The 25,889-nt window shown below is 63.0% G+C and carries 26 protein-coding genes; 7 read left to right on the top strand and 19 right to left on the bottom strand.

The genetic code is table 11. The annotated features are described in order from the left end of the window. Nucleotides 1-3: 3 nt before the first annotated feature. The 9 genes from OEZ71_RS09115 to OEZ71_RS09075 form a co-directional block, all read right to left on the bottom strand. Nucleotides 4-1,089 (bottom strand): EscU/YscU/HrcU family type III secretion system export apparatus switch protein, encoded by a 1,086-nt coding sequence (locus OEZ71_RS09115; RefSeq protein WP_263739634.1) that lies wholly within the window; start codon nucleotides 1,087-1,089, stop codon nucleotides 4-6. Then, nucleotides 1,086-1,862: a flagellar biosynthetic protein FliR gene (locus OEZ71_RS09110; protein WP_263739633.1), complete on the bottom strand. Its 777-nt coding sequence runs from the start codon at nucleotides 1,860-1,862 to the stop codon at nucleotides 1,086-1,088. The genes OEZ71_RS09115 and OEZ71_RS09110 overlap by 4 nt, the downstream gene beginning before the upstream one ends. Continuing rightward, complete coding sequence (gene flhA / locus OEZ71_RS09105) at nucleotides 1,859-3,946, bottom strand: flagellar biosynthesis protein FlhA (protein WP_263739632.1); 2,088 nt, start codon at nucleotides 3,944-3,946, stop codon at nucleotides 1,859-1,861. The genes OEZ71_RS09110 and flhA overlap by 4 nt, the downstream gene beginning before the upstream one ends. Then, a complete protein-coding gene (locus OEZ71_RS09100; RefSeq protein WP_263739631.1) occupies nucleotides 3,946-4,731 on the bottom strand; it encodes a transglycosylase SLT domain-containing protein in 786 nt (261 codons plus the stop codon). Before OEZ71_RS09100 ends, flhA begins: the two co-directional genes overlap by 1 nt. An 80-nt stretch (nucleotides 4,732-4,811) precedes the next feature. Then, the gene (locus tag OEZ71_RS09095; RefSeq protein WP_263739630.1) at nucleotides 4,812-7,271 is read right to left on the bottom strand and encodes a hypothetical protein; all 2,460 of its coding nucleotides are present in this window, start codon (nucleotides 7,269-7,271) and stop codon (nucleotides 4,812-4,814) included. Next, the gene (gene motA / locus OEZ71_RS09090) at nucleotides 7,268-8,137 is read right to left on the bottom strand and encodes a flagellar motor stator protein MotA (RefSeq protein WP_263739629.1); all 870 of its coding nucleotides are present in this window, start codon (nucleotides 8,135-8,137) and stop codon (nucleotides 7,268-7,270) included. The genes OEZ71_RS09095 and motA overlap by 4 nt, the downstream gene beginning before the upstream one ends. 73 nt (nucleotides 8,138-8,210) lie before the next feature. Continuing rightward, nucleotides 8,211-8,807: a MotE family protein gene (locus OEZ71_RS09085; protein WP_263739628.1), complete on the bottom strand. Its 597-nt coding sequence runs from the start codon at nucleotides 8,805-8,807 to the stop codon at nucleotides 8,211-8,213. Next, nucleotides 8,804-9,169 (bottom strand): DUF6468 domain-containing protein, encoded by a 366-nt coding sequence (locus tag OEZ71_RS09080; RefSeq protein WP_263739627.1) that lies wholly within the window; start codon nucleotides 9,167-9,169, stop codon nucleotides 8,804-8,806. Before OEZ71_RS09080 ends, OEZ71_RS09085 begins: the two co-directional genes overlap by 4 nt. 10 nt (nucleotides 9,170-9,179) lie before the next feature. After that, nucleotides 9,180-9,662 carry a flagellar basal body-associated FliL family protein gene (locus tag OEZ71_RS09075; RefSeq protein ID WP_263739626.1) on the bottom strand — a complete coding sequence of 161 codons (483 nt, stop codon included), beginning with the start codon at nucleotides 9,660-9,662 and terminating at the stop codon, nucleotides 9,180-9,182. Between the two features lie 120 nt (nucleotides 9,663-9,782). Here OEZ71_RS09075 and fliF point away from each other — a divergent pair, with 120 nt between their 5' ends. From fliF to fliP, 4 genes are read left to right on the top strand one after another with little or no spacing between them, the layout of a single operon-like run. After that, a complete protein-coding gene (gene fliF, locus OEZ71_RS09070; RefSeq protein WP_263739625.1) occupies nucleotides 9,783-11,366 on the top strand; it encodes a flagellar basal-body MS-ring/collar protein FliF in 1,584 nt (527 codons plus the stop codon). Next, on the top strand, nucleotides 11,366-11,971 hold the full coding sequence (locus tag OEZ71_RS09065) for a FliH/SctL family protein (RefSeq protein WP_263739624.1): 606 nt from the start codon (nucleotides 11,366-11,368) through the stop codon (nucleotides 11,969-11,971). The genes fliF and OEZ71_RS09065 overlap by 1 nt, the downstream gene beginning before the upstream one ends. Then, the gene (locus OEZ71_RS09060; protein ID WP_263739623.1) at nucleotides 11,964-12,248 is read left to right on the top strand and encodes a FliM/FliN family flagellar motor C-terminal domain-containing protein; all 285 of its coding nucleotides are present in this window, start codon (nucleotides 11,964-11,966) and stop codon (nucleotides 12,246-12,248) included. Before OEZ71_RS09065 ends, OEZ71_RS09060 begins: the two co-directional genes overlap by 8 nt. Nucleotides 12,249-12,251: 3 nt before the next feature. Beyond that, nucleotides 12,252-12,977 (top strand): flagellar type III secretion system pore protein FliP, encoded by a 726-nt coding sequence (gene fliP, locus OEZ71_RS09055; RefSeq protein WP_263739622.1) that lies wholly within the window; start codon nucleotides 12,252-12,254, stop codon nucleotides 12,975-12,977. A 210-nt stretch (nucleotides 12,978-13,187) separates the two neighbouring features. Here the strand turns inward: fliP and OEZ71_RS09050 are convergent, their stop codons facing one another. The 5 genes from OEZ71_RS09050 to OEZ71_RS09030 form a co-directional block, all read right to left on the bottom strand. After that, nucleotides 13,188-14,285, bottom strand: a complete 1,098-nt coding sequence (locus OEZ71_RS09050) for a flagellar basal body P-ring protein FlgI (RefSeq protein ID WP_263739621.1) — start codon at nucleotides 14,283-14,285, stop codon at nucleotides 13,188-13,190. Beyond that, a complete protein-coding gene (locus OEZ71_RS09045) occupies nucleotides 14,282-15,298 on the bottom strand; it encodes a flagellin (RefSeq protein WP_263739620.1) in 1,017 nt (338 codons plus the stop codon). The genes OEZ71_RS09050 and OEZ71_RS09045 overlap by 4 nt, the downstream gene beginning before the upstream one ends. A 3-nt stretch (nucleotides 15,299-15,301) precedes the next feature. Then, entirely contained in the window at nucleotides 15,302-16,753 is a 1,452-nt protein-coding gene (gene flgK, locus OEZ71_RS09040) for a flagellar hook-associated protein FlgK (protein ID WP_263739619.1), read from the bottom strand. Nucleotides 16,754-16,790: 37 nt separating this feature from the next. Then, a complete protein-coding gene (locus OEZ71_RS09035) occupies nucleotides 16,791-18,101 on the bottom strand; it encodes a flagellar hook protein FlgE (RefSeq protein WP_263739618.1) in 1,311 nt (436 codons plus the stop codon). 92 nt (nucleotides 18,102-18,193) lie between these two features. Further along, on the bottom strand, nucleotides 18,194-19,045 hold the full coding sequence (locus tag OEZ71_RS09030) for a flagellar motor protein MotB (protein WP_263739617.1): 852 nt from the start codon (nucleotides 19,043-19,045) through the stop codon (nucleotides 18,194-18,196). Between the two features lie 116 nt (nucleotides 19,046-19,161). Between OEZ71_RS09030 and OEZ71_RS09025 the strand changes: the two genes are divergently transcribed. Then, complete coding sequence (locus OEZ71_RS09025) at nucleotides 19,162-19,746, top strand: VOC family protein (protein ID WP_263739616.1); 585 nt, start codon at nucleotides 19,162-19,164, stop codon at nucleotides 19,744-19,746. Here OEZ71_RS09025 and OEZ71_RS09020 read toward each other — a convergent pair. From OEZ71_RS09020 to OEZ71_RS09000, 5 genes are all read right to left on the bottom strand, one after another. Next, nucleotides 19,743-20,855, bottom strand: a complete 1,113-nt coding sequence (locus OEZ71_RS09020) for a cystathionine gamma-lyase (RefSeq protein ID WP_263739615.1) — start codon at nucleotides 20,853-20,855, stop codon at nucleotides 19,743-19,745. The genes OEZ71_RS09025 and OEZ71_RS09020 overlap by 4 nt on opposite strands. A 101-nt stretch (nucleotides 20,856-20,956) precedes the next feature. Then, nucleotides 20,957-22,198: a saccharopine dehydrogenase family protein gene (locus tag OEZ71_RS09015; protein WP_263739614.1), complete on the bottom strand. Its 1,242-nt coding sequence runs from the start codon at nucleotides 22,196-22,198 to the stop codon at nucleotides 20,957-20,959. Nucleotides 22,199-22,246: 48 nt separating this feature from the next. After that, the gene (locus tag OEZ71_RS09010) at nucleotides 22,247-23,341 is read right to left on the bottom strand and encodes a carboxynorspermidine decarboxylase (RefSeq protein WP_263739613.1); all 1,095 of its coding nucleotides are present in this window, start codon (nucleotides 23,339-23,341) and stop codon (nucleotides 22,247-22,249) included. A 140-nt stretch (nucleotides 23,342-23,481) separates the two neighbouring features. Continuing rightward, a complete protein-coding gene (locus OEZ71_RS09005) occupies nucleotides 23,482-24,186 on the bottom strand; it encodes a helix-turn-helix domain-containing protein (RefSeq protein WP_263739612.1) in 705 nt (234 codons plus the stop codon). Between the two features lie 21 nt (nucleotides 24,187-24,207). After that, nucleotides 24,208-24,453: a hypothetical protein gene (locus OEZ71_RS09000; protein ID WP_263739611.1), complete on the bottom strand. Its 246-nt coding sequence runs from the start codon at nucleotides 24,451-24,453 to the stop codon at nucleotides 24,208-24,210. 172 nt (nucleotides 24,454-24,625) lie between these two features. On the opposite strand from OEZ71_RS09000, the gene OEZ71_RS08995 reads away from it, so the two are divergent. Continuing rightward, complete coding sequence (locus tag OEZ71_RS08995; protein ID WP_263739610.1) at nucleotides 24,626-25,117, top strand: hypothetical protein; 492 nt, start codon at nucleotides 24,626-24,628, stop codon at nucleotides 25,115-25,117. A 132-nt stretch (nucleotides 25,118-25,249) separates the two neighbouring features. Next, nucleotides 25,250-25,885, top strand: a complete 636-nt coding sequence (locus OEZ71_RS08990; RefSeq protein WP_263739609.1) for a ribonuclease HII — start codon at nucleotides 25,250-25,252, stop codon at nucleotides 25,883-25,885. Nucleotides 25,886-25,889: the final 4 nt, after the last annotated feature.

Raw genomic sequence — 25,889 nt, 5'->3', positions numbered from 1 at the left:
CCATCATCCGCCCTTCCGTTCGCGGGCGCGCTGACGCATCCGCTCGGCGAAGCGGATCGCGGCGGCGACGGGGGCATAGTGTTCGGGGCGGATCTCACGACCAATCTCGATTGTGGCATGAAGGGCACGCGCGGTTGGCGGATCGGAATGAATGGGAATACCGGCCATTGCCGCAGCTTCCCGGATGCGCGCCGCGATCTCATCGACGCCCTTTGCGACACAGACGGGCGCCTGTCCGCTTGCCCTGTCCCACTGCAACGCAACGGCGTAGTGGGACGGGTTGACGATGACGACGTCGGATTTCGGCACATCCGCCAGCATCCGGTTCATCGCAATGGCCTCGGCACGCTGCCGCCGTTGGCCACGCATATGGGGGTCGCCTTCGGATTGCTTCAGCTCATCCATCAGTTCCTGCCGCGACATGCGATTTGTACGCAGATGCTCATGCCGCTGCCAGAGATAGTCGATAGCACCCAGAGTGGCGGCGATGAGAAAGAGCAGGAACAGGAACTCGACGATCATCCGCAAGAGATCGGCGACGGTCAGCCCCGGATCGATGCCCTGCGCCATCAGGATACGCGGCAGGCGCGCGGTCAGGAACATTCCCAGAAGCACCGCGATCAGAACCAGCTTCACGGTGCTCTTGGCAAACTCGAATAAGCCACTTCGGCCGAATTTGTGACGCGCATTGGCGACGGGGTCGATGCGCGACAATTTCGGCATCAGCTTTTCGGGGGCGAAGACCCACGCGCGCTGTGCGAAAAGTATGCAGATAACGGCAATCGCCGGTCCGGCAAAGAAAGGCAGTACCGGCGTAACCGCAACAACTATGGTCCAACCGGCGACCGAGGCACCGCCACCCAGCATCGCCTGCGCCAGCGCGTCGGCGCGGTCCAGCATCGCCAAGGCGCTATCACCTAAGGCCCGCAATGCCACTGCTCCGATTCCTGTCGCAGCAATCAGCAGTCCGCCGTAACCGGCAGCGACGGCGAGTTCGGCCGAACGCACGACCTCACCCCGTGCCCTCGCATCGTCCAGTTTCTTCTGTGTGGCTTCATGTTCCTTTTCGCCGCTGTCGTCACCACTCATCGCGCGGTTCCAAACGGGTCGGCCAGAACATCGATCAGGCCTCCATTCCAGATCGCGAGCCCGGCCGGGGCGGCAACCGCGAAAAGAACCAGCGCACCTGCGGTCAGGGCGGGGGCGCCGACGAAGGCCACCATCAGTTGCGGCATGGCCCGGTTGATGGCGCCGAGTGCGAGGTTGTAGATCAGCGCCGCCATCACGAAGGGTGCGGCGAGGCTGAAGGCCCGCGCGAAGGCCCGCGCGATATGGCCGATCCCCCAGCCCCGGATCGCGGCCGCGTCCGGAAAAGCGCCGGGTGGCAGAGCGTCGTAGGAGAGGATCAGCACCTCGGCCAATCGCACATGCAGTCCTGCTATCATTGCGAGCGCAAGCCCACCTGCCACGAGCAGATGCGACATGGAGGGCATCGGCTCTCCTCCCGTGCCGAAGAGCTGCGACAGAGAGGTCGACTGCGCTGCCATTGCCCCCGCCATTTCAAGGGCGAGCACCATGAGCCGGAGCACGAGCCCCATTGCCAAGCCAATCAGGCTTTCGGTCGCGATGCAGGTCAGAACGGTGCCCGGTTCCATGACGAGCGGCGCGACAGATCCGGACACCGCGGGCGCAATGATTACGGTGAAGGCCAGCGCGAGGACGAGCTTGACCCGCACCGGCACCGATCGCTCACCATAACCGGGCAGGACCGCCATCGCCGAGCCGATGCGCAGGAAGACGATGAAACCGATCAGACCGACAGATTGCGCCGCCTCAAGAAGAATGTGAAGGAGCGCAGTCAAACCGGCACCAGCCCGACGATGGACGGTCTGGCGTCGTAGCCGATCTCGTCGAAAGACAGCACCGGGGCGCTGATCCCCTTGGCGCAGAGAACGGTCTTAAGAAAGCGCCGCCGGCGGGACGATGTGATTATGGCCGGAAACAGGCCCTTCTCGCCCGCGTTGCCGATCTTTTCGGCGATGTTCATGGCCAGCCGGTTGAATTTCTCGGGTGGCAGCGCGACATCGGTCTGGCCGCGTTCGCCGTCGATCTGATGCGCCGTAAAGGTGTCTTCCCATTCCGGCGCGAGCTGCAGAAGCGGCACCGACCCATCATCGCGGCGGATCTCGGCGACAAGCTGAAAACCAAGGCGGCGGCGGACATGTTCGCAGATCACCTCTGGGCTGCCCATCCCGCGCCCCTCGGCAATGGCCTCGAGAATCAGGGGCAGGTTGCGGATGGATACCCGTTCCTCGAGTAGCAGACGGAGTACGGTCAAAAGCAGATCAACCGGCACCTTGTCCGGCACGAGCTCATCCAGCAGCCGCCGGTTGGCCTCACCGCGTGCCGGGTCGGAGAGGTTCGTACATTCCTCCAGCAGCCGACGCACGCCCCTCAGCGTCAGAAGTCGGGCGAAGTTGCGTTTGATGACTTCCAGAAGATGTGTCGCGAGCACCTCGGTCGGATTGACCACGGTAACGCCCGCCAGCGCCGCCTCTTCCTGCGCCGATGAGGGTATCCAGCGGGCCGGGGCGCCGTAGACAGGTTCACGAACGTCCTGCCCGGTCGGGACGCCAGCGTCGCCCCCGGCCAGCAGCGCCAGTACCTGATCGGGCATCAGCCTGTCACGGGCCTGTTCGACGCCCTGAATCCGAATACGGTAGGTGCCCCGTTCCAGCAGCGCATCATCGGTCAGCCTTATCTCCGGCAGTATCAGCCCGTAGGCGGAGGCGACATGGTTGCGCATGTTCACTATCCGCGCGTCGAGCCCCGTCGCGGGATCGAGAACCATGCTGACGAGGTTCGGCGCGAATTCGACGTGGATCTCGTCGAGGTCGAGGATGTCGCCCATGGATTTTCGTCTTGGCGCCGCAGCATTCGGCGCTGCGGCTGCAGCGCGTGCGGTCTCCTGCCGGATCGCGAGGCGTCTTACATATTCGGCCGCGCCTCCCAGAACGGTCGCGCCGGCCAGAAACGGCAGAAAGGGAAGCCCCGGCACCAGTGCGAACAGGGCCATCAGGAAGGCCACGGTGGCCAGGGCCGGGGGATATTTCCCCAGCTGGCGGAATAATTCGAGGTCGGCTGTCCCTTTGGCTCCTCCACGCGACAGCAAAAGCGCTGAAGCGATGGAAATGATGACGGCCGGAATCTGGCTGACCAGCCCGTCGCCGACAGTCAGGATCGCATAGGTCTCAACCGCGCGGGCAATCGGCATGCCGTGCATGGTGACACCGATGATGAGCCCCATCACAAGGTTTAGAAGCGTAATCAGGAGGCCTGCCACCGCATCGCCCTTGACGAATTTCGACGCACCGTCGAGCGAGCCGAAGAAGGTCGTCTCGGCCTGTTCCCGCTCGCGCCGCGCCTTCGCCTCGGCATGGTCGATGGCACCCGCATTCATGTCGCTGTCGATCGCAAGCTGCTTGCCCGGCATACCGTCCAGCGCGAAGCGCGCGCCCACCTCGGCCATCCGCCCCGCGCCCTTGGTGATGACGATGAAGTTGACGATCAACAGGACGCCGAACACGACGAGCCCGATCAGGACCGAACCCGACATGATGAACATGGCAAAGCCCTCGATCACGTCGCCAGCGGCGTTCGTTCCGGTATGTCCCTGCCCGATGATCAGTTTCGTCGACGATACGTTGAGCGAGAGACGGAGCATCAGCGAGGCGAGCAGGATCGTCGGGAAGGCGGAAAAATCGAGTGGTCGTTCGATGAAGAGCGTGACCGTAAAGATCAGGATGGCCAAAGCGAAGGAGGCAGCCAGCCCGATATCCAGCACCCAGGCGGGCATCGGCAGGATCATCATGACGATTACCGCCATCAGCGCGAGCGCCAACAGGACGGTCGGCTGGAAGAGGTTGGTCAGTGTCACCTTCGGCATCAGTTGACCACGCCCGATGTATGGGCTCGCACGAACAGCCCGGCTCTAACGCCATTGCCCAGGGGCACCAGAGAACCAAGTTCACCCGCTGTACCCGACTGCAGCAGCGGATATGTGTTAACCCTGACAATCTCTGCCAGCCCCACGTCCTGATCCGCGCCGCCATTCGCGACACGGACAATATCGGGGATTTCCGGTATCTCCCGTCCGTCATCGGCCATGAGCGCGGCACGGAACTTTTCGAACCGGACCTTGTAGCGGTTCGCGAATTCAGGCGTGCGGGAATGATAGGCGCCTGCCGCGCCGCCCCAGTTGCCGTGTTCGGCATAAAGCTCGCCAAGAAAACGGGCGGCGTAGAGGGCGTTTGTCAGCGGGTCGAACATCTCGTCAATGGAGCTGAAAGCCTTGCCGTGCCATTTGTAATTGATCTGGAAGCATCCCACGTCAAAGCTGCGGGCGCCGCGCTTGAATTCCTTGTAGACATAGGCCCGCGCCTCGTCCTCGGTGTCGAACCAGACCCCCTTGCCTTCCATGTTGACCGTCCAGGGCCAGGGCCTGAACGCACCGTTCTTTTTCTGTCCCGTCTCGGTTCTGGTGATCGCTTTCAGGACCGAAATCGGTACGCCGGTGCGCCGCGCGGCTTCGGCTGCAACCTGATCGCAGGTCTGGGAATGGTCCGTCAGCGCGTGCAATTTTGTCGGCGCCGCGAGGAGCAACAGCACTGCAAGCATCGCGGCAGACCGCTTGACCGTCCAGATAAGGGCAACAAAGTTCGGTTCGGGCATTCTGACCTTCCGGTGGCAGTTCTTGCCGGTGCGAAGGCAAAGCTAGGGGTCAGGCCTTTAGATTCGGTAACCGGTTTCGATCAGCCGCCGTCTTCGGTCGTGGCCAGAAGTGCGGTCAACGTCGTGCGGATTGCCTGGCTGTCACTCAACAACATGCGACCCTGTGCCAGTTCCCCTTCAGTACTGGGTTTATCGTCTACGCTTGCAGGATCTGCGGGAAGCAAATCGAATTCCATGATCGCCTGACGCATCGGATCGGGTCCGTTTTTAACGACATTCGCCCAATCTCCACCTCTCCAAGCGGCGCGGGCCGCGGCCTCGTCTTCACCGGCGGTTGCGAAAGCCTGCGCAGCCTGGCGATGACTCCCAGTCATTGTAAGCGCGCGCGCACGCAACGCGTTTGCAGCCTCGTCCGTCAGGCCATCGAGTTTTGCGAGAGCTGTGTCCGGGTCGAATCGCCCCAGCGCTGCCTCGGCCAACAGGTGGCGCCCCTGTTCGCTCTGGCCCGCCTCACCAGCGAGAAGCTCGGCGACCTCCTCGGCAAAACCTGCCGCTGAGAGCCGCGCGGCCAACGCGAGCCGGAGCGTGCCGTCCGATACATGAGTTTCGAGCAACGCGTGCCGCGCGTAATAGAGACTCAGAAACTCTGCCTCATCCTTGTCTTCTGCGAGCATCGTGAAAAGCTGCCGTACGGTCGATGCGCGAATCTCCTCCGGCGGATGCCCTGGCCACCGATCAAAGGCGTCGAATGCTTCGGCAAGTGCGCCGCTTGACCCGAGCGACAGGATGTGAAGCTGGCTCAGAACCGGGCCGTCGGTTCCGTCCTGCCGTTCGAAGGCAAGGGCGGCAACGCTTTCTATGAGGTTGCGGTCGACCGCTTGGCCCCGGTCCAGCTTCGATCTGACCGTCAGGATCAGCGCGTCATTGGCCAGAGGATCATTGCTGCGAGCCAAACTGTCGACATGTTGTTCGGCGGTTTCGGCGTGGCCCCCGGCGACGTTGAGCCGGGCATCGATCAGATCCAGCGTGGGAGTGTTTCCAAAGCTGACGCGGGCAATGGCGTCACGGACCGACCGCGCAGCGTATTCCGCACCGACCGCCAGCAAGCGGTTTGAAAGCTCGGGCCCGAGATCCCGTCGCAGATGCGGGGGCAGGGCGGAGAAGGCCAGCAGAACGGCCCCCTGATCAACCGCTGTGCCGCCGGGGATTTCGGGCCATGCCAGAACCGCCCAGAGGGCAGCCGGCGTATCGCAATCGGTCATATGCGCGAGGTCAGGTATCGCTTTCGGGACGCCCCCATCGACGATTACCGCCATATCCTCCAAGTTGCGGGCCATTTCCGGCTTTATGTCAAAAGCGGTCAGAACCGCCATCGCCTCGGCGCCGAAACCGAGGTAGATGTAAAGCCGAGACAGGGCGAGTACGGCTTCCGGCGAAGCTCGGTCGAACTCTCCGACCAAAGTCTTTCTGCGGTCGGCGATCTGGAGCGGGGCGGGACGGTCATCTCCCCAGCTTGCGATGTCCAGTTCTTCCGCACGTATACAGGCCGCGCCTTCGGCCGTCACAGGCATGCGCTTCACCGCGAAAACCGCATCGCGATCGATACTGGTTTCGGCGTTCATCACCGAAGCATCGGTTTCGATCTGCGTGGGGGCTTTGGCGCCGTCAGCGGTACCGGCACTTGGTGCACCGATGCTTTTGCCCCGGCTGCGCAGGAGCAGCCGGGACGTGTCGAAATCAACCAGACCCTGAGACGCTGCCCGCCCAAGCTGCCTGAGCAATTCGTCCTGTGCCATCGTGACCCGGGGATCGGGAATGATCGGCAGGACCGGCGACGGGTGAGGAGTGATCGGTTCCGATGCTGGCAACGGGGGGAGAACGGGGGCTGGCGCATCCGATTGACGGTCCGGCTCTGCCGCGAATGGTTCTGCATTGAAGGCATTTTCGGGCATATCTTCTATACCCTTCCAGAAAAAGGCCAGCCTGGGATCTGCGACGGCCTGCTTGCGAAAATCGGTTTCGGGTAACAACCAGGCAGGCGCTCCGTCATTTCGTTCAACGATGTCCGGATGCGGCGATGGAATCGCCGAGGCCGGCGCCGGAAGTGCCACAGGTTGCATCAGTGTCTCGAACGGTGATCCCGGTGGTGCCGCTCCATCGGCAATGTCGATCACCAGAGCGCCTGACCCTGTGGCGAAGGCCTTTGCGTGACAGTCGCAGCCGAGCACGACGTGCAGTGCAGCTGGCTCTGCCGGGACCAGATCAGCGATCCGCTTGCGTGTGATCATGGCGAATACATGTGACGTATCGTAGGTCGTGCCCTTCTGTCCAAGACGTAGTTCATACCCGTCGGAGAGACGGCCAATCGTCCAGCCGTGCCGGGTCGCACCGTCGATCACCAGACGGGTAAACCCATTATGTTCACCCGATCTGACACGTAGCGCCTCAGCCCCGGCGGGGCGATAAGTGACCAAGCAGATCATCGAAACGGCAAGGACTCCGCTGATCCGGACAGCCTTGCTCTTGACTCCACTGGTCATGCCGCGTCCGATTTCGCCGCTTTCAGCGCTTCCTCCAGAGTTGAAAAGCTGGGGCGGAAATGATGCGGCGTATTCTGCCGGCCCACCTCGATGCAGATATTGGCCGGATGATTGTGAAGATTTGCGACCAGCACCTCGCGGATCAGCTTGTAGAAATGGCTGTCCTCCTCGACCACCGATTTCAGCTTCGCGGCGAAGGGGCCGACAAGGCCATAGGCCAGGAAGACGCCAAGGAAAGTGCCGACAAGCGCCCCGCCAATCATCTTGCCCAGAATTTCCGGCGGCTGGTCAATTGACCCCATCGTCTTGATGACGCCGAGCACGGCCGCGACGATGCCGAGCGCGGGCAGGCCGTCGGCGATGGATTGCAACGCGTGCGTAGAGTGCAATGCGTGATGCAGGTTCGCATCCAGCTGTTTTTCCAATACCTCTTCGACCTGATGCGGATCGTCGTAATTCATCGAGGCCGATCGCATCGTGTCGCAGATCAGCTCCACGGCTGCATGGTCATGCTGTATCTTGGGGTACTTGCCGAAAATCGACGATTCTTCCGGGTTCTCGATATGCTCTTCGACGGCAACGGGGTTCTGCTTTGCCAGACGGATAAGCTCGAAAAGCAGGCAAAGCAGGTCGCGGTAATCGTCCGGCTTCCAATGGGCGCCCTTGAAGACCTTCTTCACGTCTTTCAGCGTGTGCTTGATTGCGGGACCGTCGTTCGACAGGACGAACGCGCCTGTCGCGGCACCGCCGATCATGATCATCTCGAACGGCAGTGCCTTCAGAATGATGCCGAGCTTGCCGCCAGCCGCCATATAGCCGCCGAACACCATAATGAAGATGATCGCGATGCCGATAATGCCGACCATGTGCCGTTCCTTCCATTCGCGCCATCGCTTTGGCCCGACCCTCGCAAACAGTCCTTAATTTTCCGTCTTCGGCCTAATTTCTCGGTGCGGCAGCGTTACGCCCCGCAAGAAGAACGCTGATCGTGTAGGCGGTTTTCGGTTCAAGCCCGGCCATGACCTGCGCTGCGGCGTCGGGCTTCATCCGGGCGAGGAATCCGGCCGCGAATTCGGGGTCCATCTCGCTGAATAGAGACGCCGCATCCTTTGGCTTCATCTTTTCGTAAACCGCGACCAGCCGTGCCACATCGGCATCAGCTGCCTCATCCGCGAGGGTCAGCGTTGCTGCGAGCTTCTCCTCGGCCGCAACGAGGGCCGCGAGCTTTTTGTCGATTTCGGCCTTGGCGAGATTCAGCGCCTGGCTGCGGTCCGCGATCATCCCCTCGCGCCGGGACAGGCGTTCCTCGCGGGCACGCAGATCGGTCAGCATGGCAAGAGCGCCATCATCCGGGGTGCAGGCTCCGCTGTCCTCTGTGTGCACCGCAGGCTCTTCCTTGGTCAGCGCATGCACCGCGCCCGAACCGATCCGGATGAGTCCAGAAAGGCCGAGCAGCACTGCGATGACGACAAGCGTGCCGCGGCTGGCCCGACGAGCTTTCCTTGCCTGTTTGACCTTGGCCGCCTTTCCGGTCATTCCGCAGCCTCCATCCGGTCATCCCCGCGATGCCGCCGCCGCACAACACGAAGACGCTGTCCGCCCGCAGCCGGTGTTTCCGGCAGGTCGTGCAGGGTCGCCAGCATCAGCTCCAGCTTTGCCGCCGCGGCCTCGGCCCGCTCGGTCATCTCGCGCAATGACTTTGCCGAATCTCCCGCCGCGCCGCGCGCGGTCTCCAGTGCCTTGGTCATATCGTCGACCTGTGCCGACAGAACGGCGATGGCGCCTCCCATGCCGTTTTCCAGCTGGTTGAACGCCTTGAGGCGTCGCGACAGGACCAGGCAATACAGACCTGCGCCAATGGCGCCCGCCCCGAGGAGAATATCGGCAATCAGCGCCATCTTATCCGCCCTAGTTGATCACGAATTCGGTTACGAGAACATCGCGGACGCGTCCCTCGCCAGCGACCATCTGCACACGGCGCAGCATCTGCGCCCTGAGCCGGACGAGCGCGGTCGGATCTTCCAGCTCACGCACCTCCACGGCGCGCAGATACCCGTTAAGAACGTCCAGGACCCGGGGCAACAGCAGAACCATGTCCGGCTCATGGGCCTTGGCCACTTCCAGTTGCGCGGTGAAATGCAGATAGCGGCCCGACGGTTCAGTGCCGAGCGAGATGACCATCGGCGATATCGGCACGAAGGCAATGTCGGGCAGAGCCTCGACATGGATTTCTTCTTCGGGATGGTCGTCGCCGCCATGGCCGAGAACCATTCCCGAATAGACGGCGAAGAAGCCCCCGCCGCCAAGCGCAAGCATCAGGATCAGCCCGAGGATGAGCGGTAGCTTCGACTTCTTCGGAATGTCTTCGGGTTGTGCTTCTGCTTCAGACATGAGGATTCCGGGGTTTGACCACCTGCCCCGGTATAACCCGATGGAAACTAACCGATTGTTAAGCGCAATCAGCGAAGCATCGGGGTACGACGGGCAGAAGCCCCAATCGGGAGATATACCGTGCGAGAGCTGGCAGCCGTTTGGCAGAACCTCGACCCGCGCCGCCGCCTGACGGTTGCCGTCGCGACGATCGCGATGTTCGCGGCTGTGCTCGCGCTGACTGGTTTGGCGACGAAACCCTCGATGTCGCTCCTTTATGCCGGTCTGGACGGTGACCGCGCCGGTGATGTGCTTGCCGCGCTCGATCAGCGGGCTGCGGTCTACGAGGTGCGTGGCACCGCGATCTATGTCGAGGCGACGCGGCGCGACGAGTTGAGGATGACGCTCGCCGCCGAAGGTCTGCCCGCCAACAGCGGTTCCGGTTACGAACTGCTCGATACGCTTTCCGGGTTCGGCACCACATCACAGATGTTCGATGCCGCCTATCTCCGCGCGAAAGAGGGCGAGTTGGCCCGCACGATCTCGGCTCTGCCGCAGGTCCGGGCGGCGCGCGTCCATATTGCCGATACGCGGGCGCAAGGCCTGCACAACCGTGCGCGGCCCACCGCCTCGGTCACGGTGACGACAACGGCCGGCGGGATCACACCCTCCCATGCAAAAGCCCTGAAATACCTCGTTTCATCGGCAATCGCCGGCATGTCGCCCGATGATGTCTCCGTCATCGACGGCGAAGGCGGTCTGGTGATGGCCGGGGACGAAGCCACCGGACCGGCCGCCGAGGATCGCGCCGAAACCCTGCGGCGCAATGTCGAACGGTTGCTGGAGGCGCGGGTCGGATTTGGCAATGCGATTGTCGAGGTTTCGCTGGAAACCGTGACCGAACGCGAAGCCATAACTGAACGCCGCTTCGATCCCGATGGCAGGGTCGTAATTTCGACGGATACCGAGGAGCGGACGACTTCGGCCAATGACAGTGGATCGTCCGCGGTCACGGTCGCGTCTAACTTGCCCAGCGGCGATGCCGACGGGACAGCCGGATCGTCGCAGAGCCAGAACAGCGAAACCCGTGAACGCACGAATTTCGAGGTGTCCGAGACGACACGCGAGGTCGTGAAATCGCCGGGCGCTATCAAGCGGTTGACTGTTGCCGTCCTTGTCGACGGTGTCACCTCGGTGGATGCCGCGGGCGCGTCTACCACCGAGCCGCGCAGCGACGACGAACTGACGGCCCTGCGCGACCTGGTGGCTGCCGCTGTCGGTTTCGATGCCGATCGTGGTGATGTGATCACTTTGAAGTCGATGAGCTTTGAGCCGGTCGTGCCAGTTCAGACCGAGGCTGGCAGCTCGCTGCTCGCCGGGCTCGATATCATGAGCATCGCCCAGCTTGCTGTTCTGGCAGTTGTCAGTCTGGTGCTCGGGTTGTTTGTGGTGCGGCCGATTCTGTCCTCGCGCGGCCAGCGGCCGGCCGAGCTTGAAGCGCCTGCGGTGCGCGGCTTGCCGCCGGGAAAGGCTGAGGCGCTGACCGGTGAGATCGATGACGGCGACTATGTTCCGGCCAACCTGTCCGTCGTTTCCGACCGCGACGCCGCAGCCGCTGCGGCCGATCCCGTTGCGCGCCTGCGTCAGATGATTTCAGAACGGCAGGAGGAAACGGTGGAGATACTGCGGGGCTGGATGGAAGACAGCGAAGAGGAGCGCGCCTGATGCCGCGCAGGGTTCAGCTTGAGGTCTTCGAACTCACCGACATGACCGACCAGAGGGTCGAGCTTGGACAGGCAGAGCTCGAAGAAACCCGGCTTGCCTCCTATGAGCAGGGTTACTCGGCCGGCTGGGATGACGCGGTTGCGGCCCAGGACAAGGAAATCGCACGGCTTCGGGCCGATCTTGGCCGCAATCTTGAGGATATGTCCTTCACCTTTCACGAGGCCCACAGCCACGTTCTGCGAACCCTTGAACCGCTGCTGCATGACATGGTGAACAAGGTGCTGCCCGCCATTGCGCGCCAGTCGCTCGCGCCGATGATTCTGGAGCATCTGCGTCCGATAGCCCGCGAATTGTCCGACTTACCCATCACACTTCTGGCCAATCCGGTGAACCGCGAGGTGCTGGAGCGGCTGGTGATCGCCGATGCGCCCTTCCCCTTAACCTTCAAGGAGGAAGAATCTCTGGGTGAAGGGCAGGTTTACCTTAAGTTCGGCACCGGAGACGAAACCCGCATCGACCTTGACGGGGTGATCGGCGCGATTTCATCGGCGGTATCCGGGTTCTTCCACATCGAGAAACAACAAGAGGAGCGACGCCATGGATGACGGGGCGAAACCGGCGATTCCCGACGGCAATCCGTTTACCCAGGTCCCGATCGAGGTCACCATCTCGGTCGGACGGGCGCGACCGCTGGTCCGGGAACTGCTGCGGCTAAAGCGTGACGCGATCCTGCCGCTCGACCGGAAGGTCGACGACCTTGTGGAACTCTATGTCGGCGACCGCTTGATCGCGCGGGGCGAGCTGACCGAGCTCGACGGTGACCAGGCCGGACAGCTCGCCGTTCGGCTGACGGAGGTGGCGGATCTTCAGGACGGTCTTTGAGACATGATGCGGATCGCGGTTCTGGCCACATGCGCGCTGGTGGCATCCACCGTGCCGGTATCGGCACAGGATCTGAACCTCAATCTCGGCGACCAGACACTGACCGGCCAGTCCTTGCTGCTGATCGCTCTGGTCACGGTCCTCAGCCTTGCGCCGGGCCTCGCGATCATGGTGACCTGCTTTCCCTTCATCGTGACGGTGCTGTCGATCCTGCGTCAGGCGATCGGGCTTCAGCAATCGCCGCCGAATATGCTCATCGTGTCTCTCGCGCTCTTCCTGACATGGTTCATCATGGAGCCTGTCTTTTCCGAGGCGTGGGTGGCCGGTGTTCAGCCACTGATTGCCGGGACGATCGACCTGCCGATAGCGTTTGACCGCGGCATCGCGCCGTTCCGCACCTTCATGGCGGCCCGGATCGAGGCCGACACGTTCCTGTCGCTCGCCACTCTGCGGCCGGAAACGACCGGGATTGCCGATGCCCGGGAGGCGCCACTTTCACTCCTCGTTCCGTCCTTTATGCTGTCAGAAATCGCCCGGGCCTTCGAGATCGGATTCCTGATCTACCTGCCGTTCCTGATCATCGATCTGGTCGTCGCCGCTGTCCTGATGTCGATGGGGATGATGATGGTGCCGCCAGCAGTCGTGGCGCTGCCCTTCAAGCTCGCTTTTTTTGTCGTCGCCGATGGCTGGACGCTGATCTCGGGTGCGCTGGTCAGGAGCTATTTCTGATCCGCCGTCCTCCCGCACGTTCGGATACGTCGGGACCAGACGACACGTGCAGGTGTCACGCGCGCGAATCCCCGACCTGATCCTTGGTGTCCCTGCGTCCGTTTACAGGGTTGCGTGTTGGCCGGGAGCCCGACTGAGTTCCTCTGATCGGGACTCTGTCCCGCACAAACCTTCGGTACTGCCTTCAGGAGGCCCATCCCAATTTGGTCATCAGTGCACCACGAATTCGGCATGCAGAGCGCCCGCCGCATTGATGCTCTTAAGAATGTCGATCATGTCGCGCGGGCTCACGCCCAGCGCGTTCAGGCCCGCGACGACTTCGGAAAGCGACGAGGCTTCGTTGATCTCGGCCATGCCGATGCCCGGCTCTTCCTCGATCCCGGCGGATGAGCGTGGCACGACAACCGTGTCGCCCTCTGCGAACGGGTTGGGCTGCACCACGACCGGTTGCTCTTCGATCCTGAGTGTCAGGTTGCCCTGGCTGACCGCGACCCGGCTGATGCGGACATCCGAGCCCATGACGATCGTTCCCGAGCGCTGATCGACCACGACCCGCGCACGGCGTTCCGGTTCCACCAGAAGGTTTTCGATGCGGCCCAGCGCATGGGCGGGCGATCCCATTCGGGTCGCGCCGATATTGACCGCAACGGTGCCCGCATCGGTCATCACAGCGACCGCGCGGCCAAACTCGGTGTTGATCACCTGTTCGATCCGGCCCGCCGTGGTGAAATCGGGACTGCGGAGCGCGAGGCGCACCGCGTTCAGCCCGCCGAAATCGAAGGCGATCTCGCGTTCCACCCGCGCGCCGGAGGGGATGGAACCCGAGGTCGGCACGCCCTGCACCACGCTCGCCGCCTGCCCCTCGGCCGAGGCGCCGCCGGCGATGATCGTGCCCTGCGCTACGGCATAAATCTCACCGTCGGCGGCGTTGAGCGGCGTCATCACCAGCGTGCCGCCCAAAAGACTTTTCGCATCACCGATGGCCGACACGGTCACATCGATCTGGCTGCCCGCGCGGGCGAAGGGGGGCAGGGTGGCGGTGACGAAGACGGCGGCCACGTTCTTGGGCCGGAAACTTTCGCCCGTCACGTTCACCCCCAGCCGTTCGAGGATGTTCGACATGATCTCCTCGGTGAACGGGGCGTTGCGGATGCCGTCGCCGGTGCCATTCAGCCCGACGACAAGGCCGTAGCCGACCAGGTCATTGCCCCTGACCCCGTCGAATTCGACCAGATCCTTGATCCGGATCGGCGCGGCCACGGCCATGCCCGCAAGAGCCCAGATAAGAACCGCCAGAAGAAATCTCATCTCAGATAATCCGCCAGTGACAGGCGCGAGAGTCGCGCGGTTAGGGTGTAAAGGGTCTCGATCTGGGTCTGGACCGCCTCAAGAGCGCTGGCCGTCTCATACGGGTCGGCGGCGATGATCTTCGTGCGGGCAATCTCCAGCGCGGCGCTTTCAGCGGCGTTGCGGGTGGCCGCGTCGGCGATATGCCCTTCGGCCGCGCCAAGGCGCGCGCGCAGATCGGCCATTTCGTCATTCGCGGAGAAGAGCGCATTGGCCGAGGTCTTGACCAGCAGCGCGCGGCCGGTCTGGTCGCCGGGCAGCACCCCCTCGGCGACAAGGGCAGACAGCGACAAGGCTTCCAGCATGTCGCGGATCTCAGGGCTGGCGGCGGTGATGTCCATCGATGCCTGATCCCCCGGACCGATCTGGAACGGCGACAGCGGCACGGCCGAACCGCCATAGATCATGTCGAGATAGCCACCGCCGCCCACCGGCGCATCGAACCACGCCGCGACCGCCGTCGCGACGCCGGTTCCGGTCACCTGCCCGGTGGTCGCGACCATCAGCGCGTCAAGGATATCCTGCGAGCCGAGGATCGGCCGCTGATCCGTGGCATCGCCGGACAAGAGAAACCGGTCGGCTACCTGAGTGTTGAGCGACGCCACAACCGAATGAAACTTCTGCCGCGCATCCATTGCAGCGGTCTCCACGATCAGCGGCGTACCGGTGGTCGCGGCATTGGCAAGGCCGGGGGCGAGGTCGGTCGTCATATCCTGCACATTTTCGAAGGCGGCCTGCAATGCGCCGGTAAACAGCTCCGCTTCATCCGTTGACGTCTTGTAGGCGCGCAGTGTCTCAAGCGAATGGTCGATCCCGGCCAGTGCCTTGAAATCGCCCGACACGGCGCCGGCCAAATCGGCTTTCACACCGCTGGTCAGTTCTTTGGTCAACTGCGACAGGTGGCGCTGCAATTCGACATTGTGGCGCCGCATCTGGAAGGCTTGGGCCATGTCGCCTATGGAGACGTAATTCATCGCTCAAAGTCCGATCAGTTGCTGGATGAGGTCGTCGACGGTCTGGATAACGCGGGCATTGGCGGCGAAGGCCTGTTCGATGAGCAGAAGCTGCTGCATCTCGGCATCGGTATCGACCCCGTCGGCGAGTTGCAGTTCTGTCAGCGCGCCCTGACGCGCGACGGTGTAGCTTTGGCGGAACTCCTCCTGCTGGCGCGCGCTGGCGATGCCGGAGAGGACATCGGCGGCCAGCCCGGCGGCGGAGCGTGCGCCGATGAAGCTGCCTGAGGACGCCACGCGCGGAACGCTCAGCGCGGTAGTGAGGGCGTTCAGGAGGGTCGCATCGCCCACATTGCCCTGCGTCACTGCGCCCAGCCCGTCGCGCAGGTGCCAGAGCTGCCCGGCCTGCGCCGGGTCGACAATCGTGTTCAGCCGGATGCGCCCGGCGAGCCCCTCTTCCAGCAGCGGATCAAGGATCAGGCCGCTATCGGTAAACAACCCCGGCTGGCCGGGGGCGAGCGTCGGGTCTAAGGCGGGGGTTTCGAACCGTTCGATTAGGTCGCGGGCCAGCGCATCAAGTTTCGCCTGCACGCCCGTCGCAAGATCGTCGCGGATCGCGGTGGCCGCGCCGAGAGTGCCGCCGCCCAGCACACCGTCATCGCCCGAGGGCACCGGCATGCCGTTGATCGTGAAGCCCGAGAGCGCGCCCGATCCGATCGTCATGTCGGCGGTGATGACGCCCACGGGGTTGAAGCCGATCACCGCGGGATTACCCTCCAGGAGGATCGCGCCGCCGGTGGTGAAAAGGGCAATCTGGTCGCGGTCGCGCGGGACTTCGCGGACCGGCACGATCTCGGCCACCCGGTCGACCAGCCGCTGGCGTTCGTCCATCAGCGCGGTGGCGTCCCGGCCCGAGGCGCGCTGGGCGAGGATCTCGGCATTCAGCCGGTCGATCTGGCCCAGCGCATCGTTCAGCGTCTCCACCTGTTTCGCGATACTGTCATCTGCATCCATCCGGGCCTGCTGCACATCGTCGCTGAGTGCGTTCAGATGCCCCGTCACCCTATTCGCCGCATCGACGACGCTTTGCAGCCGCGCCTGACTGTCTGGGCGGCTCGCGGCCTGGACGAGGGCGGATTCCAGTTCCGCGATCCGGGCCGAAAGCGACCCCGCATCCTCGGGCGAACCGATGAGGCTTTCGACGCGCGCGAGGAAATCGGTCCGCATCCCCGAATTGCCCGCCTCGGCATCGGCCAGACGGCGGTCGGCCAGAAGGGCCACATTGACCGAGCGGGTGATGCCGTCGATCTGTACGCCCGCGCCATTGCCGCCCAGGGATTGCGGTGAGAGGTGAATCTCCCGCCGCGCATAGCCTTCGGTCAGCGCATTCGACACGTTCGAGGACACGACCTCGGCCCGCCGCGACGACGCGGTCAGCCCGGTCAGCGCATTGGCCAGAGAGGCAGAAAGGCTCATGGTTCAGTGTCTCCGGTTACGGCCCCACCCGTCCGGATCAGCGTTTGATATTCGTGGTTTCCTGCAACATCTCGTCCACGGTCTGGATAACCTTGGCGTTCGAGGAATAGGCCCGCTGGGTCTGGATCAGGGCGGTCAGTTCCGCGGCCACATCGGTGGCCGACCCTTCGCGCGCATAGCCCACGACCGACCCCGTCGGCCCGTCGCCCGCATCCCAGAGGAAGAACGACCCCGAATCCGGCGAGACCTGGAAGGTCTGGTTGTTCAAAGCGATGAGCCCGTTCGGGTTCGGCACGTCGACGACGGGGATCTGATAGATGCGCCGCGTAAAACCCGTGTCATAGGTCGCGGTGACATAGCCGTTCTCATCGACCTCAACCGTGGTGAGGTTGCCGACGGGTGAGCCGTCCTTGGTGATCGAGGTGGGGGCGAAACTGTCGGAAAGCTGCGTCAGCCCGTTCGGATCGCCCAAGCGCCCGATCGTCATCGTCATCGGCCCGCCCGCGACCGTCAGGGCGAGTTCCCCGGTCAGCGGGTCATAAGCGCCGCCCGACACGGTCGTGACCGACGCGAGCGTACCGCCATTGGCGCGGGTGTCGTCGAAGACCAGCGTATATTCCCCGATCAGCGCGCCGGCCTGCGCGGAATCGCGGATTTCCATCGTCCAGGTGTTCGAGGCACCCGATGCCGGAACCGTCGGCGTGAAGGTGATGTCGAGCGTATCCGAGGTTCCGAGATTGCCGAAATACTCGACTGACAGGGGCAGCGCGGCCCCCCCGGCCCCGGCCTCGGTCGCCGTCGCGGGCAGGTTGACGCCAAGGTTCATCGTCGTCGTCGGATCGCCAGCGGTCTGGTTGGCATTGATGATGACGGGCTGCAGGCCCGAAATCGTATCGCGCGGCAGGACCGGGATCGAGCCATCGGCATTGGCGGGCCAGCCAAGCAGGACGAGGCCCGATTCGGTGCGTAGGACGCCATCGGCATCGGGCCGGAACGATCCCGTCGTGGTCATCATCAGGGGCTGCGCGCCGCCCGAAAAGGAATTTAAGGATACAGCCGAGGTCACCGGCAGCATGCCGCGCCCCGATACGGCAAGGTCGAGCGCGTTATTGGTCGCCACCAGCGCGCCGTGTTCGTCGATAAGCCGGGTGGTCGCCGCCCGCACGCCCCCGGCGGAGTATGTCCCGGCACCGCGCGCTTGGTTGATCACGAAATTCTCGAAATCGGTCGAAACCCGTTTGTACCCATAGGTGCCGGAATTCGCGATATTGTCGGAAATCGTCGCCAGCCGCGTGGCATTTGCACTGAGCCCGGCCACACCGGCATTGAGCGAGGACGAAATGGACATGGGTGCCGCCTTTCTGCTGCTGCGTCCGTCAGTTCCGCCCACCATGCGCATGGCGGCTTAACATCGCCCTAACAACTCAAATGCCCCGCATTTCAGGCGTCGGACCGCAGGAGAATCACTTCCAGACGGTTGTTGCGGGGGGCCATCGGGTTGCGCAACGCGGGCTTGCGGTCGGCGTATCCGGTGACGCGTTTCAATCGCTGCGGGGCCAGACCCTCGGCCTCAAGCATCGCCCGCACCCGCATCGCGCGCGCCGTCGACAGGTCCCAGGACGGGTTGTCGCGCAGAACTGCGGGCAGTGCCCTTATATGGCCGTTCACCGCGACGCCGTTTTCCACCAGCAAAAAAACACGCGTCAGCATCCCGGCCATTTCGGTCAGGATCGGCGCGGGCCTGTCGGTGTCGTCCAGAAACAGAGGTTCATCGTTGAGATCGAAAAGCTCGACGATCAGCCCTTCGTCGGTGACGCGCGTCACGATATGGCGGGCGGCCTGTTCGCTGACCATGCTTTCGCCGCCGATCCCCATCAGCGCCTCTTCGATCTTGCGCACTTCCTCGGCGAAGGCGGCGGCATCGCCTGCGGTTTCTGTTGTGTCGGTGCCGGTCTGACCCATCGCCTGGCGTTCCTCTGCCGGTTTCAGGCTGGAGGCGCCGGTGCCGTTCTGGGCGATCTGATCCTCGGAAAACACGCTGTCGCCGCCGAACGAGCCATCCCCACCGCCCGAGACCCGGCTGAGGGGGATCGTCGGGCTGAAATAATCCGCGATCCCCTTGCGCTGCTTTTCCGTCGTCGCGTTCAACAGCCACATCAGCATGAAGAAGGCCATCATGGCGGTGACGAAATCGGCATAGGCCACCTTCCACGCCCCACCGTGGTGCCCGTCGCCGCCGACAACCTTCTTACGCTTGATGATAACCGGCGCGGCATTGCTCTGCCCGGCCATCCCACCAACCTTTCCTTTCACCCGGATTCAGGACTAGCAGCCGGGGCTTAACAGCGGCCTAACCTCAGGGCATAGAACTCTGCTAGGATGACCGGGTATCAGACCGGGAGGGGGCGATGCGGAAACTTCAGGCACAGGGCGTACATCACATCACACTGATGGGGGCGGACCGGCAGACCTCCATCGATTTCTGGGAGGGGACGTTGGGAATGCCCTTTGTCTTCGACCAGCCCAATCTCGACAATCCGGGCGAGGGGCACCTTTACTTCGATCCGGGCGACGGGCGGCTGATCACGATCTTCACCAATGAAGACCGGGTACCCGACCCGAAGCCGCGCCGCCCCGCGCCGGGCGAGGTGCATCACATTGCCTTCGCCGTTTCAAAGGCGGTCTTTTCGCAGGCTGTCGAACGGCTTGATGCGCGTGGGATCAGCCATTCTGGCGTCAAGGACCGGGGCTTCATGGATTCGATCTATTTCCGCGATCCGCTCGGGTTGCTGGTGGAGTTGGCCAGCTACCGGTTCGAACCGCCCTTCGGTTACTCCCATGCCGATGTGCTGCACGAGGCGCATCTGATCCGGCTGGCAAAGGGCGATTACAACATCGCCGAAGTCCATCTGGCCGATGCCATCGAAACGCTGATCGCCCGGCGGCAGGGATCGCTCTCAGAGGATCGCGGGCCGAAGGACACCTACCGTTAAACGCAGGCGTCAAGCGAGGTTTTCAGCGCCTTCCACAATTCCTCGACCGGCTCGCAGCCGACCGACAGGCGGACAAAGCCGGGATCCACCGCGTCGCCCCAACGGATGCGGCGTTCCGCGGAACTGTGGACGCCGCCGAAGGACGTGGCCGGCTGCAGGAGCGGGCAGGCATTGATGAACGCCTCTGCGGCCTCCGCAGACAGCAGGGTCAGGCCGATGAGGAAGCCGGGCCGGGTCATCTGGCGTTGGGCCAGCCCGTGAGAGGGATCACTGTCCAGCCCCGGATAGCGGATTGCACGGATCGCCGGATGCTCTGCCAATCGGGGCGCGAGGGTCGCGGCGCTTGAACACATCCGGTCGAACCGCAGTTCCAACGTCTCCAGCCCGCGATGGGCGAGCCAGCATTCGAACGGGCCGGGGATGGAACCCGAAAGCTTCCGCCACTCCCTCACTGCCGCGATGATCTCGCCATCGCGGCTGGCAACATGACCCATCAGCACATCCGAATGCCCGTTTGGTGCCTTGGTATCGGCGGCGACAACGATATCGGCGCCAAGGTCCAGCGGGCGTTGGCCGAAAGGGGTCATTGTCGTGTTGTCGACCACCGTCAGCCCACCGGTCGCACGGACGGCGGCGGTGATGTCAGCAAGATCGCAGAGGTCGAGGCCCGGATTGGACGGGGTTTCCAGGAAGACGAGGCGGTATCCGTCAAATCCTCCGTCCTCCATCCGCACGGTCGGCCGCGTTTCCACGGTCACACCCAGCCGCTTCAGAAAGCGGTCGGCCAAGAGCCGCGTAGTGTAATAGCCATCCGAGGGGATCAGCAGCCGGTCGCCCGACCCGAGAAGCGAAAAGAGCGGCGCAGCAATGGCGGACATGCCGGAGGGGAAGACAACGGTATCGGCGCTTTCCAGATGAGCGAGCGCCTGTTCCAGAACCTCCCAGTTCGGATTGTCCGCCCGCCCATAGGTGCGCACACACGCAGGGTCGCCCGGCAGGTGATACATGGCGGCAAGCGTGATCTGCGGCGGCACCGGATCGCCCTTGGAAAGCGTCTCACGGTGCAGGTGCAGCAAGCCCGCTGCGCGCTGTGCGTCGTCGTGTGTCATGGAAGGCTCCGCTTCGGTCCGGCGCGAGACTAAAGCGGCGCGGAGCAAAGGAAAAGGCGGCACCCGTCGGGCACCGCCTGTTCAAATCACGAGGATGAAGCTCAGCCGAAATCGACGGCCCGGTCGCCCGCAGCATCCTTCACCCGCGTCGGCAGACCGATACGGTTCAGCACGCTGATGAAAGGCTTGGGGTCGAGATCCTCGACATTGGCCATTTTCTTCACATCCCAGGTGCCATTGGCGATCAGGATCGCGGCCGCAACGGGGGGCACGCCGGCAGTATAGGAAATGCCCTGCGAACCCACCTCGTTGAACGCTTCCTTGTGGTCGGCGACGTTGTAGATGAAGACCTCGGCCGGTTTGCCGTCCTTCGTCCCCTTTACCAGATCGCCGATGCAGGTCTTGCCGGTATAGCCGGGCGCGAGGCTCGCCGGATCGGGCAGAACCGCCTTCACTACTTTCAGCGGCACGACCTCCAGCCCCTCGGCCGTCGTCACCGGCTGTTCGGAGAGCAATCCAATCGACTTCAGCACCGTGAAGACGTTGATGTAGTGATCGCCAAAGCCCATCCAGAACCGCACGTCGGCATCTTTGTAGCGCTGCGACAGCGAATGAACCTCGTCATGGCCCGACATATAGGCCTTCTGCTTGCCGACGACGGGCAGGTCCCACTCCTTTCCCACCTCGAACATCTTGTTCTCGCGCCATTCGCCGCCCTGCCACGAATAGACCGTGCCGGTGAATTCGCGGAAATTGATCTCAGGGTCGAAGTTCGTCGCGAAATACTTGCCGTGCGAGCCCGCGTTGATATCGACGATGTCGATCTCGCTGATGGTGTCGAGGAACTGATCCTCGGCCAGCCGTGCATAGGCGTTGACGACGCCCGGATCGAAACCGACGCCGAGGATCGCGGTCACGCCCGCCTTTTCGCAGGCCTCGCGCTTCTTCCATTCGTAATTCGCGTACCAGGGCGGGGTTTCGCAGATCTTGTCCGGCTCTTCATGGATCGCGGTGTCCATATAGGCCACGCCCGTCGCGATGCAGGCATCCAGCACCGACATGTTCACGTAAGGCGTGCCGACATTGATCACGATCTGGCATCCGGTCTTGCGGATCAGATCAGCGACCGCACCGGAATCCTTGGCATCCAGCGCATGCGCCTCGAACGTACCTGCAACCTTCATCGCGCCCTTCTCGCGAACCGAGGCGATGATGTCGTCGCATTTCGATTTCGTCCGGCTGGCGATATGCAGATCGCCCAGCACATCGTTATGTTGCGCGCATTTATGCGCCACGACCTGCGCGACACCACCGGCGCCGATGATCAGCACGTTCTTTTTCACTTCGGCTGTCTCCTTATTCTTTCGACAGGGGAAGGGAGGGGCGAGCCCTCACGACAGGCTGGAGGCGTAATCCTCATAGCCAAACTCACGCACCAGACGGATCGTTCCGTCCAGTTCCTTGATGGCGATGGACGGCATGCCGACGCCATTGAACCAGTTTTTCTTGACCATCGTGTAACCGGCGGCATCGGCGACCGAGATGCGGTCGCCCACGCTCAGCGGTTTTTCGAACCGCGCATCGCCGAAGATGTCTCCGGCAAGGCAGGACTTGCCGCAGATCTGGTATTCGTGCTCGCCCTCATGCGGCAGCTTGGCCTTCTCGCGGTAGATCAGAAGGTCGAGCATATGCGCCTCAATGGACGAATCCACGATGGCGAGGTCCTTGCCGTTGTTGAGAAGGTCCAGCACCGTCACCTCAAGCGAGGTCGAATTGGTGATCGCCGCCTCGCCCGGCTCCAGATAGACCTGCACGCCGAACTTTTCCGAAAACGCGTTCAGCCGCGCTGCGAGGTCATCGACCGGATAGCCCTCACCCGTAAAGTGGATGCCGCCGCCAAGGCTGACCCATTTGACCTTTTCCAGAAGGGGGGCGAATTCGGCCTCGATCCGGCCCAGCTGCTGATCGAAGAGGTCGAAATCCCGGTTCTCGCAGTTGTAATGGATCATGAAGCCGGAAATCCGGTCGATCACCGCCATGATCTTCACCGGGTCCCATTCGCCGAGTCGTGAAAACGGCCGCGCCGGGTCGGCAAGATCGAAACCGCTGGTCGAAAAGCGCGGGTTCAGGCGCAGCCCGCGCTGAATACCGGCGGAGTGATTGTCGAAGCGTTCGAGCTGGCCGATGGAGTTGAAGATGATCTTGTCGGCGTATCCCACCGCCTCTTCGATCTCGTGATCGGCCCAGGCGACGGAATAGGCGTGGGTTTCCTTGCCGAATTTCTCCTTGCCCAGACGCAGTTCAAAGAGCGACGAGGATGTCGTGCCATCCATGTGGTCGCGCATCATGTCGAAGGCCGACCAGGTGGCAAAGCATTTCAGCGCCAGCAGGGCCTTCGCCCCGGACCCGGCGCGTAGCCGGTCGATGATCTCCATGTTGCGAAGCAGCTTCGCCTTGTCGATCAGATAGAAGGGTGTCTGAATCACGGGCGCCCCCCACCGGCAAAAGGAAGGGCCCCTATAGGACCTCGGGCAGATTCCCGCAAGAGCCGCCGGGGCCGTGCGAGGGCGCTGCCCTCGCGCTCCCGGAGTATTTCAGGACAGAAAGTGAGGTCAACGCCCGCGCGTCAGAGCATGCGGATCGCGTCCTTGTCGACGGCCAGCATATAGCCGCGCCGGGCGATGTTCTTGACCAGCAATTCGCTGACCATCTGGTTGCCCAAGGCATCGCGCAGCCGCTTGATCCGCATTGCGCCGGCACTTTCATCGCAATCGGCGGAGTTCTTGCCCGAGATGACGCCTTCGATCTCGGCGCCCGACAGAACATCGTCATCCATCCGCGCCTCGGCCAGAACCGAAAGGGTCTCGATGGCGGCAGGGGTCAGCTTGAATTCCATGTTGTTCAGCACGACCGCGTTCTCGGCCCGGCTGATCAGAAGCGATGACACCTGAATCCCCTGACGCTCGATCTCGCCCATGCGCTTGTTCAGCGCAACGATCATGACGAGAAAGATCAGCGCGGCGACCAGAAGGCCGGTCGCGAAGATCAGAAGGATGAAGATGATCGTGCGGTAACTCGCCAGAACCTCGGAGAAAGCGGTGCCGGATTGCGCGAGAACCTCCAGAAGCTTGATCTGCTCACCCGTGCGCAGCGCGTCGTTTTCGACGAAGATCCGTTCGACGCGCGCATTGAAGGCATTGGCATCCGGCAGAGCCATGAACAGCAGGACCGCCGCCAGCGCGAGAATCGCGACAATCGCCACGATGCCCCAGACAACGATCCGGTTGCCGGAGCGAAGCGCGTCACTCGTCGTACTTGAGGTATCGGTCACGTCGCGGATTCCCGGGCTCGGTCAGTTGGAGCCTAGGATGGACACAATGGCCAGAAGCGTCCAGCCTTCCTTTTTCAGCTTCGGCGCCAGCGCCGCGGCCGCCGCCTCTTTCGAGGCGCAGGCCTTGTCCGGCAATTCCACCGTGCCGTAATCCAGCCGCAGGGGATCGTCCTGCTTGGCCTTGTACTCGACCTTGCAACCGGCAACCGCCGGTCCGGCGGCGAGGGCGGCGGCGAGCGCCATGGGGATGAGAAGTGTTCGCGTCATGATGCGATCACACTGCTCGGGGACGGACGGCTAATCAATAACCAATCCGGTTTTTGGTCCCGTTATCGCCTAGCACGGCGGCGTTATTGCCTGCCGCATCAGGTCGGGCCCAAGGTTTTGCCATGAACTGACGGGGGCGCTGCCCGCCTATCCATCCGAAAGGAGATGTCCGATGAAAAGCCGCCTGATCGCCACTGTAACCGCCGCGACGCTCGCCTTTACCTCGGCCTTCGCGACGCCGGTTCTCGCAGACGACCGCAGCAAGGACGCGCTCAAGGTGCTTCTCGGCGCGGCCGCGATCGGCCTCGTGATCAACGAAGTGAACAAGAACAAGCGCAAGAAGGAACAGCAGCAGGCAGCCCAGACCCGTCGCTACGATGATGAATGGAAGGATGAACGCTGGAAGCGCCCGAGCAAATACGGGCACAGGAACCGCTGGATTCCCGCCGAATGCGTCTTTTCCATCCGTGGCGATGACCGACGCCGTGGCCATGACCGGCGCAGTGACGTTGTCTCGGCGCGCTGCCTGGACGAATACGGGATCAACCGGCGCATTCCCGAGCGCTGTGCCTTCGACATCAATACGCGCTGGGGCAATCGCACTGTCTATGGTGCGCGCTGTCTCAGCGACCACGGGTTCAAGATCGCTGACGGCCGTTGGTAAGGCCGCAGCGCACGAGATAACTGTCGAGCAGTCGGTCCGGCATCCCTTGTACTCCGGATCGGTCCACTGGGCGGGTGCCACGGCACCCGCCTTTTTTCTTGCGTGCGGGGCCTTTTCGCGCAAGGTGGCGCCATGTCCGAAAATCCTGATCTGAGCTTTGAAACGACCGCGCAAACCCGTGGTCTGCAATACGTGGCCGGCGTTGATGAGGTTGGCCGCGGCCCCTTGTGCGGCCCGGTCCTAGCCGCCGCCGTACGCCTTGACCCCGCGTGCATCCCCGAGGGGCTGAACGATTCAAAGAAGCTGACCGCTCGGCGGCGCGAAGCCCTGTTCGATACGATCATGGCCTCGGCCGATGTCTCGGTGGCCGAGGCTTCGGTGGCCGAGATCGACGAACACAACATCCTCCGCGCCAGCCATATCGCGATGTGCCGCGCGGTTGCGGGGCTGGCTGTCGCGCCCGATCATCTGCTGATCGACGGCAACCTGATCCCGCGGGGTCTGACGATCAGCGCGGAGGCGGTTGTGAAGGGTGACAGCCGGTCGATGTCGATCGCTGCGGCCTCCATCGTCGCCAAGGTGTTGCGCGATCGCATCATGGTGGATTTGGCGCAACAGCATCCGGGCTACGGCTGGGAAAGGAACGCCGGTTACCCGACGAAAGATCACCTTGAAGCGCTCCGAAATCTTGGTGTGACCCCACATCATAGACGTTCGTTCAAGCCCGTGCACAATATCTTGTGCCAAGCAAAAACTATAAGTGCTTGATTCA

The sequence above is a fragment of the Albidovulum litorale genome (assembly GCF_025751495.1).
GTDB classification, from domain to species: domain Bacteria; phylum Pseudomonadota; class Alphaproteobacteria; order Rhodobacterales; family Rhodobacteraceae; genus Albidovulum; species Albidovulum litorale.
The sequence above is the reverse complement of the archived record's forward strand: the minus strand, read 5'-3'. Positions and strand labels throughout refer to the sequence as shown.

Excerpts from the sequence above, each read along its gene's own strand:
- OEZ71_RS09115 (WP_263739634.1), bottom strand. The coding sequence starts at position 1,089 with ATGAGTGGTGACGACAGCGGCGAAAAGGAACATGAAGCCACACAGAAG.
- OEZ71_RS09020 (WP_263739615.1), bottom strand. The coding sequence starts at position 20,855 with ATGACACACGACGACGCACAGCGCGCAGCGGGCTTGCTGCACCTGCAC.
- OEZ71_RS09025 (WP_263739616.1), top strand. The coding sequence starts at position 19,162 with ATGCGGAAACTTCAGGCACAGGGCGTACATCACATCACACTGATGGGG.
- OEZ71_RS09075 (WP_263739626.1), bottom strand. The coding sequence starts at position 9,662 with ATGTCTGAAGCAGAAGCACAACCCGAAGACATTCCGAAGAAGTCGAAG.
- OEZ71_RS09080 (WP_263739627.1), bottom strand. The coding sequence starts at position 9,169 with ATGGCGCTGATTGCCGATATTCTCCTCGGGGCGGGCGCCATTGGCGCA.
- OEZ71_RS09000 (WP_263739611.1), bottom strand. The coding sequence starts at position 24,453 with ATGACGCGAACACTTCTCATCCCCATGGCGCTCGCCGCCGCCCTCGCC.
- OEZ71_RS09035 (WP_263739618.1), bottom strand. The coding sequence starts at position 18,101 with ATGTCCATTTCGTCCTCGCTCAATGCCGGTGTGGCCGGGCTCAGTGCA.
- flgK (WP_263739619.1), bottom strand. The coding sequence starts at position 16,753 with ATGAGCCTTTCTGCCTCTCTGGCCAATGCGCTGACCGGGCTGACCGCG.
- fliP (WP_263739622.1), top strand. The coding sequence starts at position 12,252 with ATGATGCGGATCGCGGTTCTGGCCACATGCGCGCTGGTGGCATCCACC.
- motA (WP_263739629.1), bottom strand. The coding sequence starts at position 8,137 with ATGGTCGGCATTATCGGCATCGCGATCATCTTCATTATGGTGTTCGGC.
- OEZ71_RS08995 (WP_263739610.1), top strand. The coding sequence starts at position 24,626 with ATGAAAAGCCGCCTGATCGCCACTGTAACCGCCGCGACGCTCGCCTTT.
- OEZ71_RS09045 (WP_263739620.1), bottom strand. The coding sequence starts at position 15,298 with ATGAATTACGTCTCCATAGGCGACATGGCCCAAGCCTTCCAGATGCGG.
- OEZ71_RS09100 (WP_263739631.1), bottom strand. The coding sequence starts at position 4,731 with ATGCCCGAACCGAACTTTGTTGCCCTTATCTGGACGGTCAAGCGGTCT.
- flhA (WP_263739632.1), bottom strand. The coding sequence starts at position 3,946 with ATGCCGAAGGTGACACTGACCAACCTCTTCCAGCCGACCGTCCTGTTG.
- OEZ71_RS09050 (WP_263739621.1), bottom strand. The coding sequence starts at position 14,285 with ATGAGATTTCTTCTGGCGGTTCTTATCTGGGCTCTTGCGGGCATGGCC.
- OEZ71_RS09060 (WP_263739623.1), top strand. The coding sequence starts at position 11,964 with ATGGATGACGGGGCGAAACCGGCGATTCCCGACGGCAATCCGTTTACC.
- OEZ71_RS09030 (WP_263739617.1), bottom strand. The coding sequence starts at position 19,045 with ATGGCCGGGCAGAGCAATGCCGCGCCGGTTATCATCAAGCGTAAGAAG.
- OEZ71_RS09095 (WP_263739630.1), bottom strand. The coding sequence starts at position 7,271 with ATGACCAGTGGAGTCAAGAGCAAGGCTGTCCGGATCAGCGGAGTCCTT.
- OEZ71_RS08990 (WP_263739609.1), top strand. The coding sequence starts at position 25,250 with ATGTCCGAAAATCCTGATCTGAGCTTTGAAACGACCGCGCAAACCCGT.
- OEZ71_RS09065 (WP_263739624.1), top strand. The coding sequence starts at position 11,366 with ATGCCGCGCAGGGTTCAGCTTGAGGTCTTCGAACTCACCGACATGACC.
- OEZ71_RS09085 (WP_263739628.1), bottom strand. The coding sequence starts at position 8,807 with ATGACCGGAAAGGCGGCCAAGGTCAAACAGGCAAGGAAAGCTCGTCGG.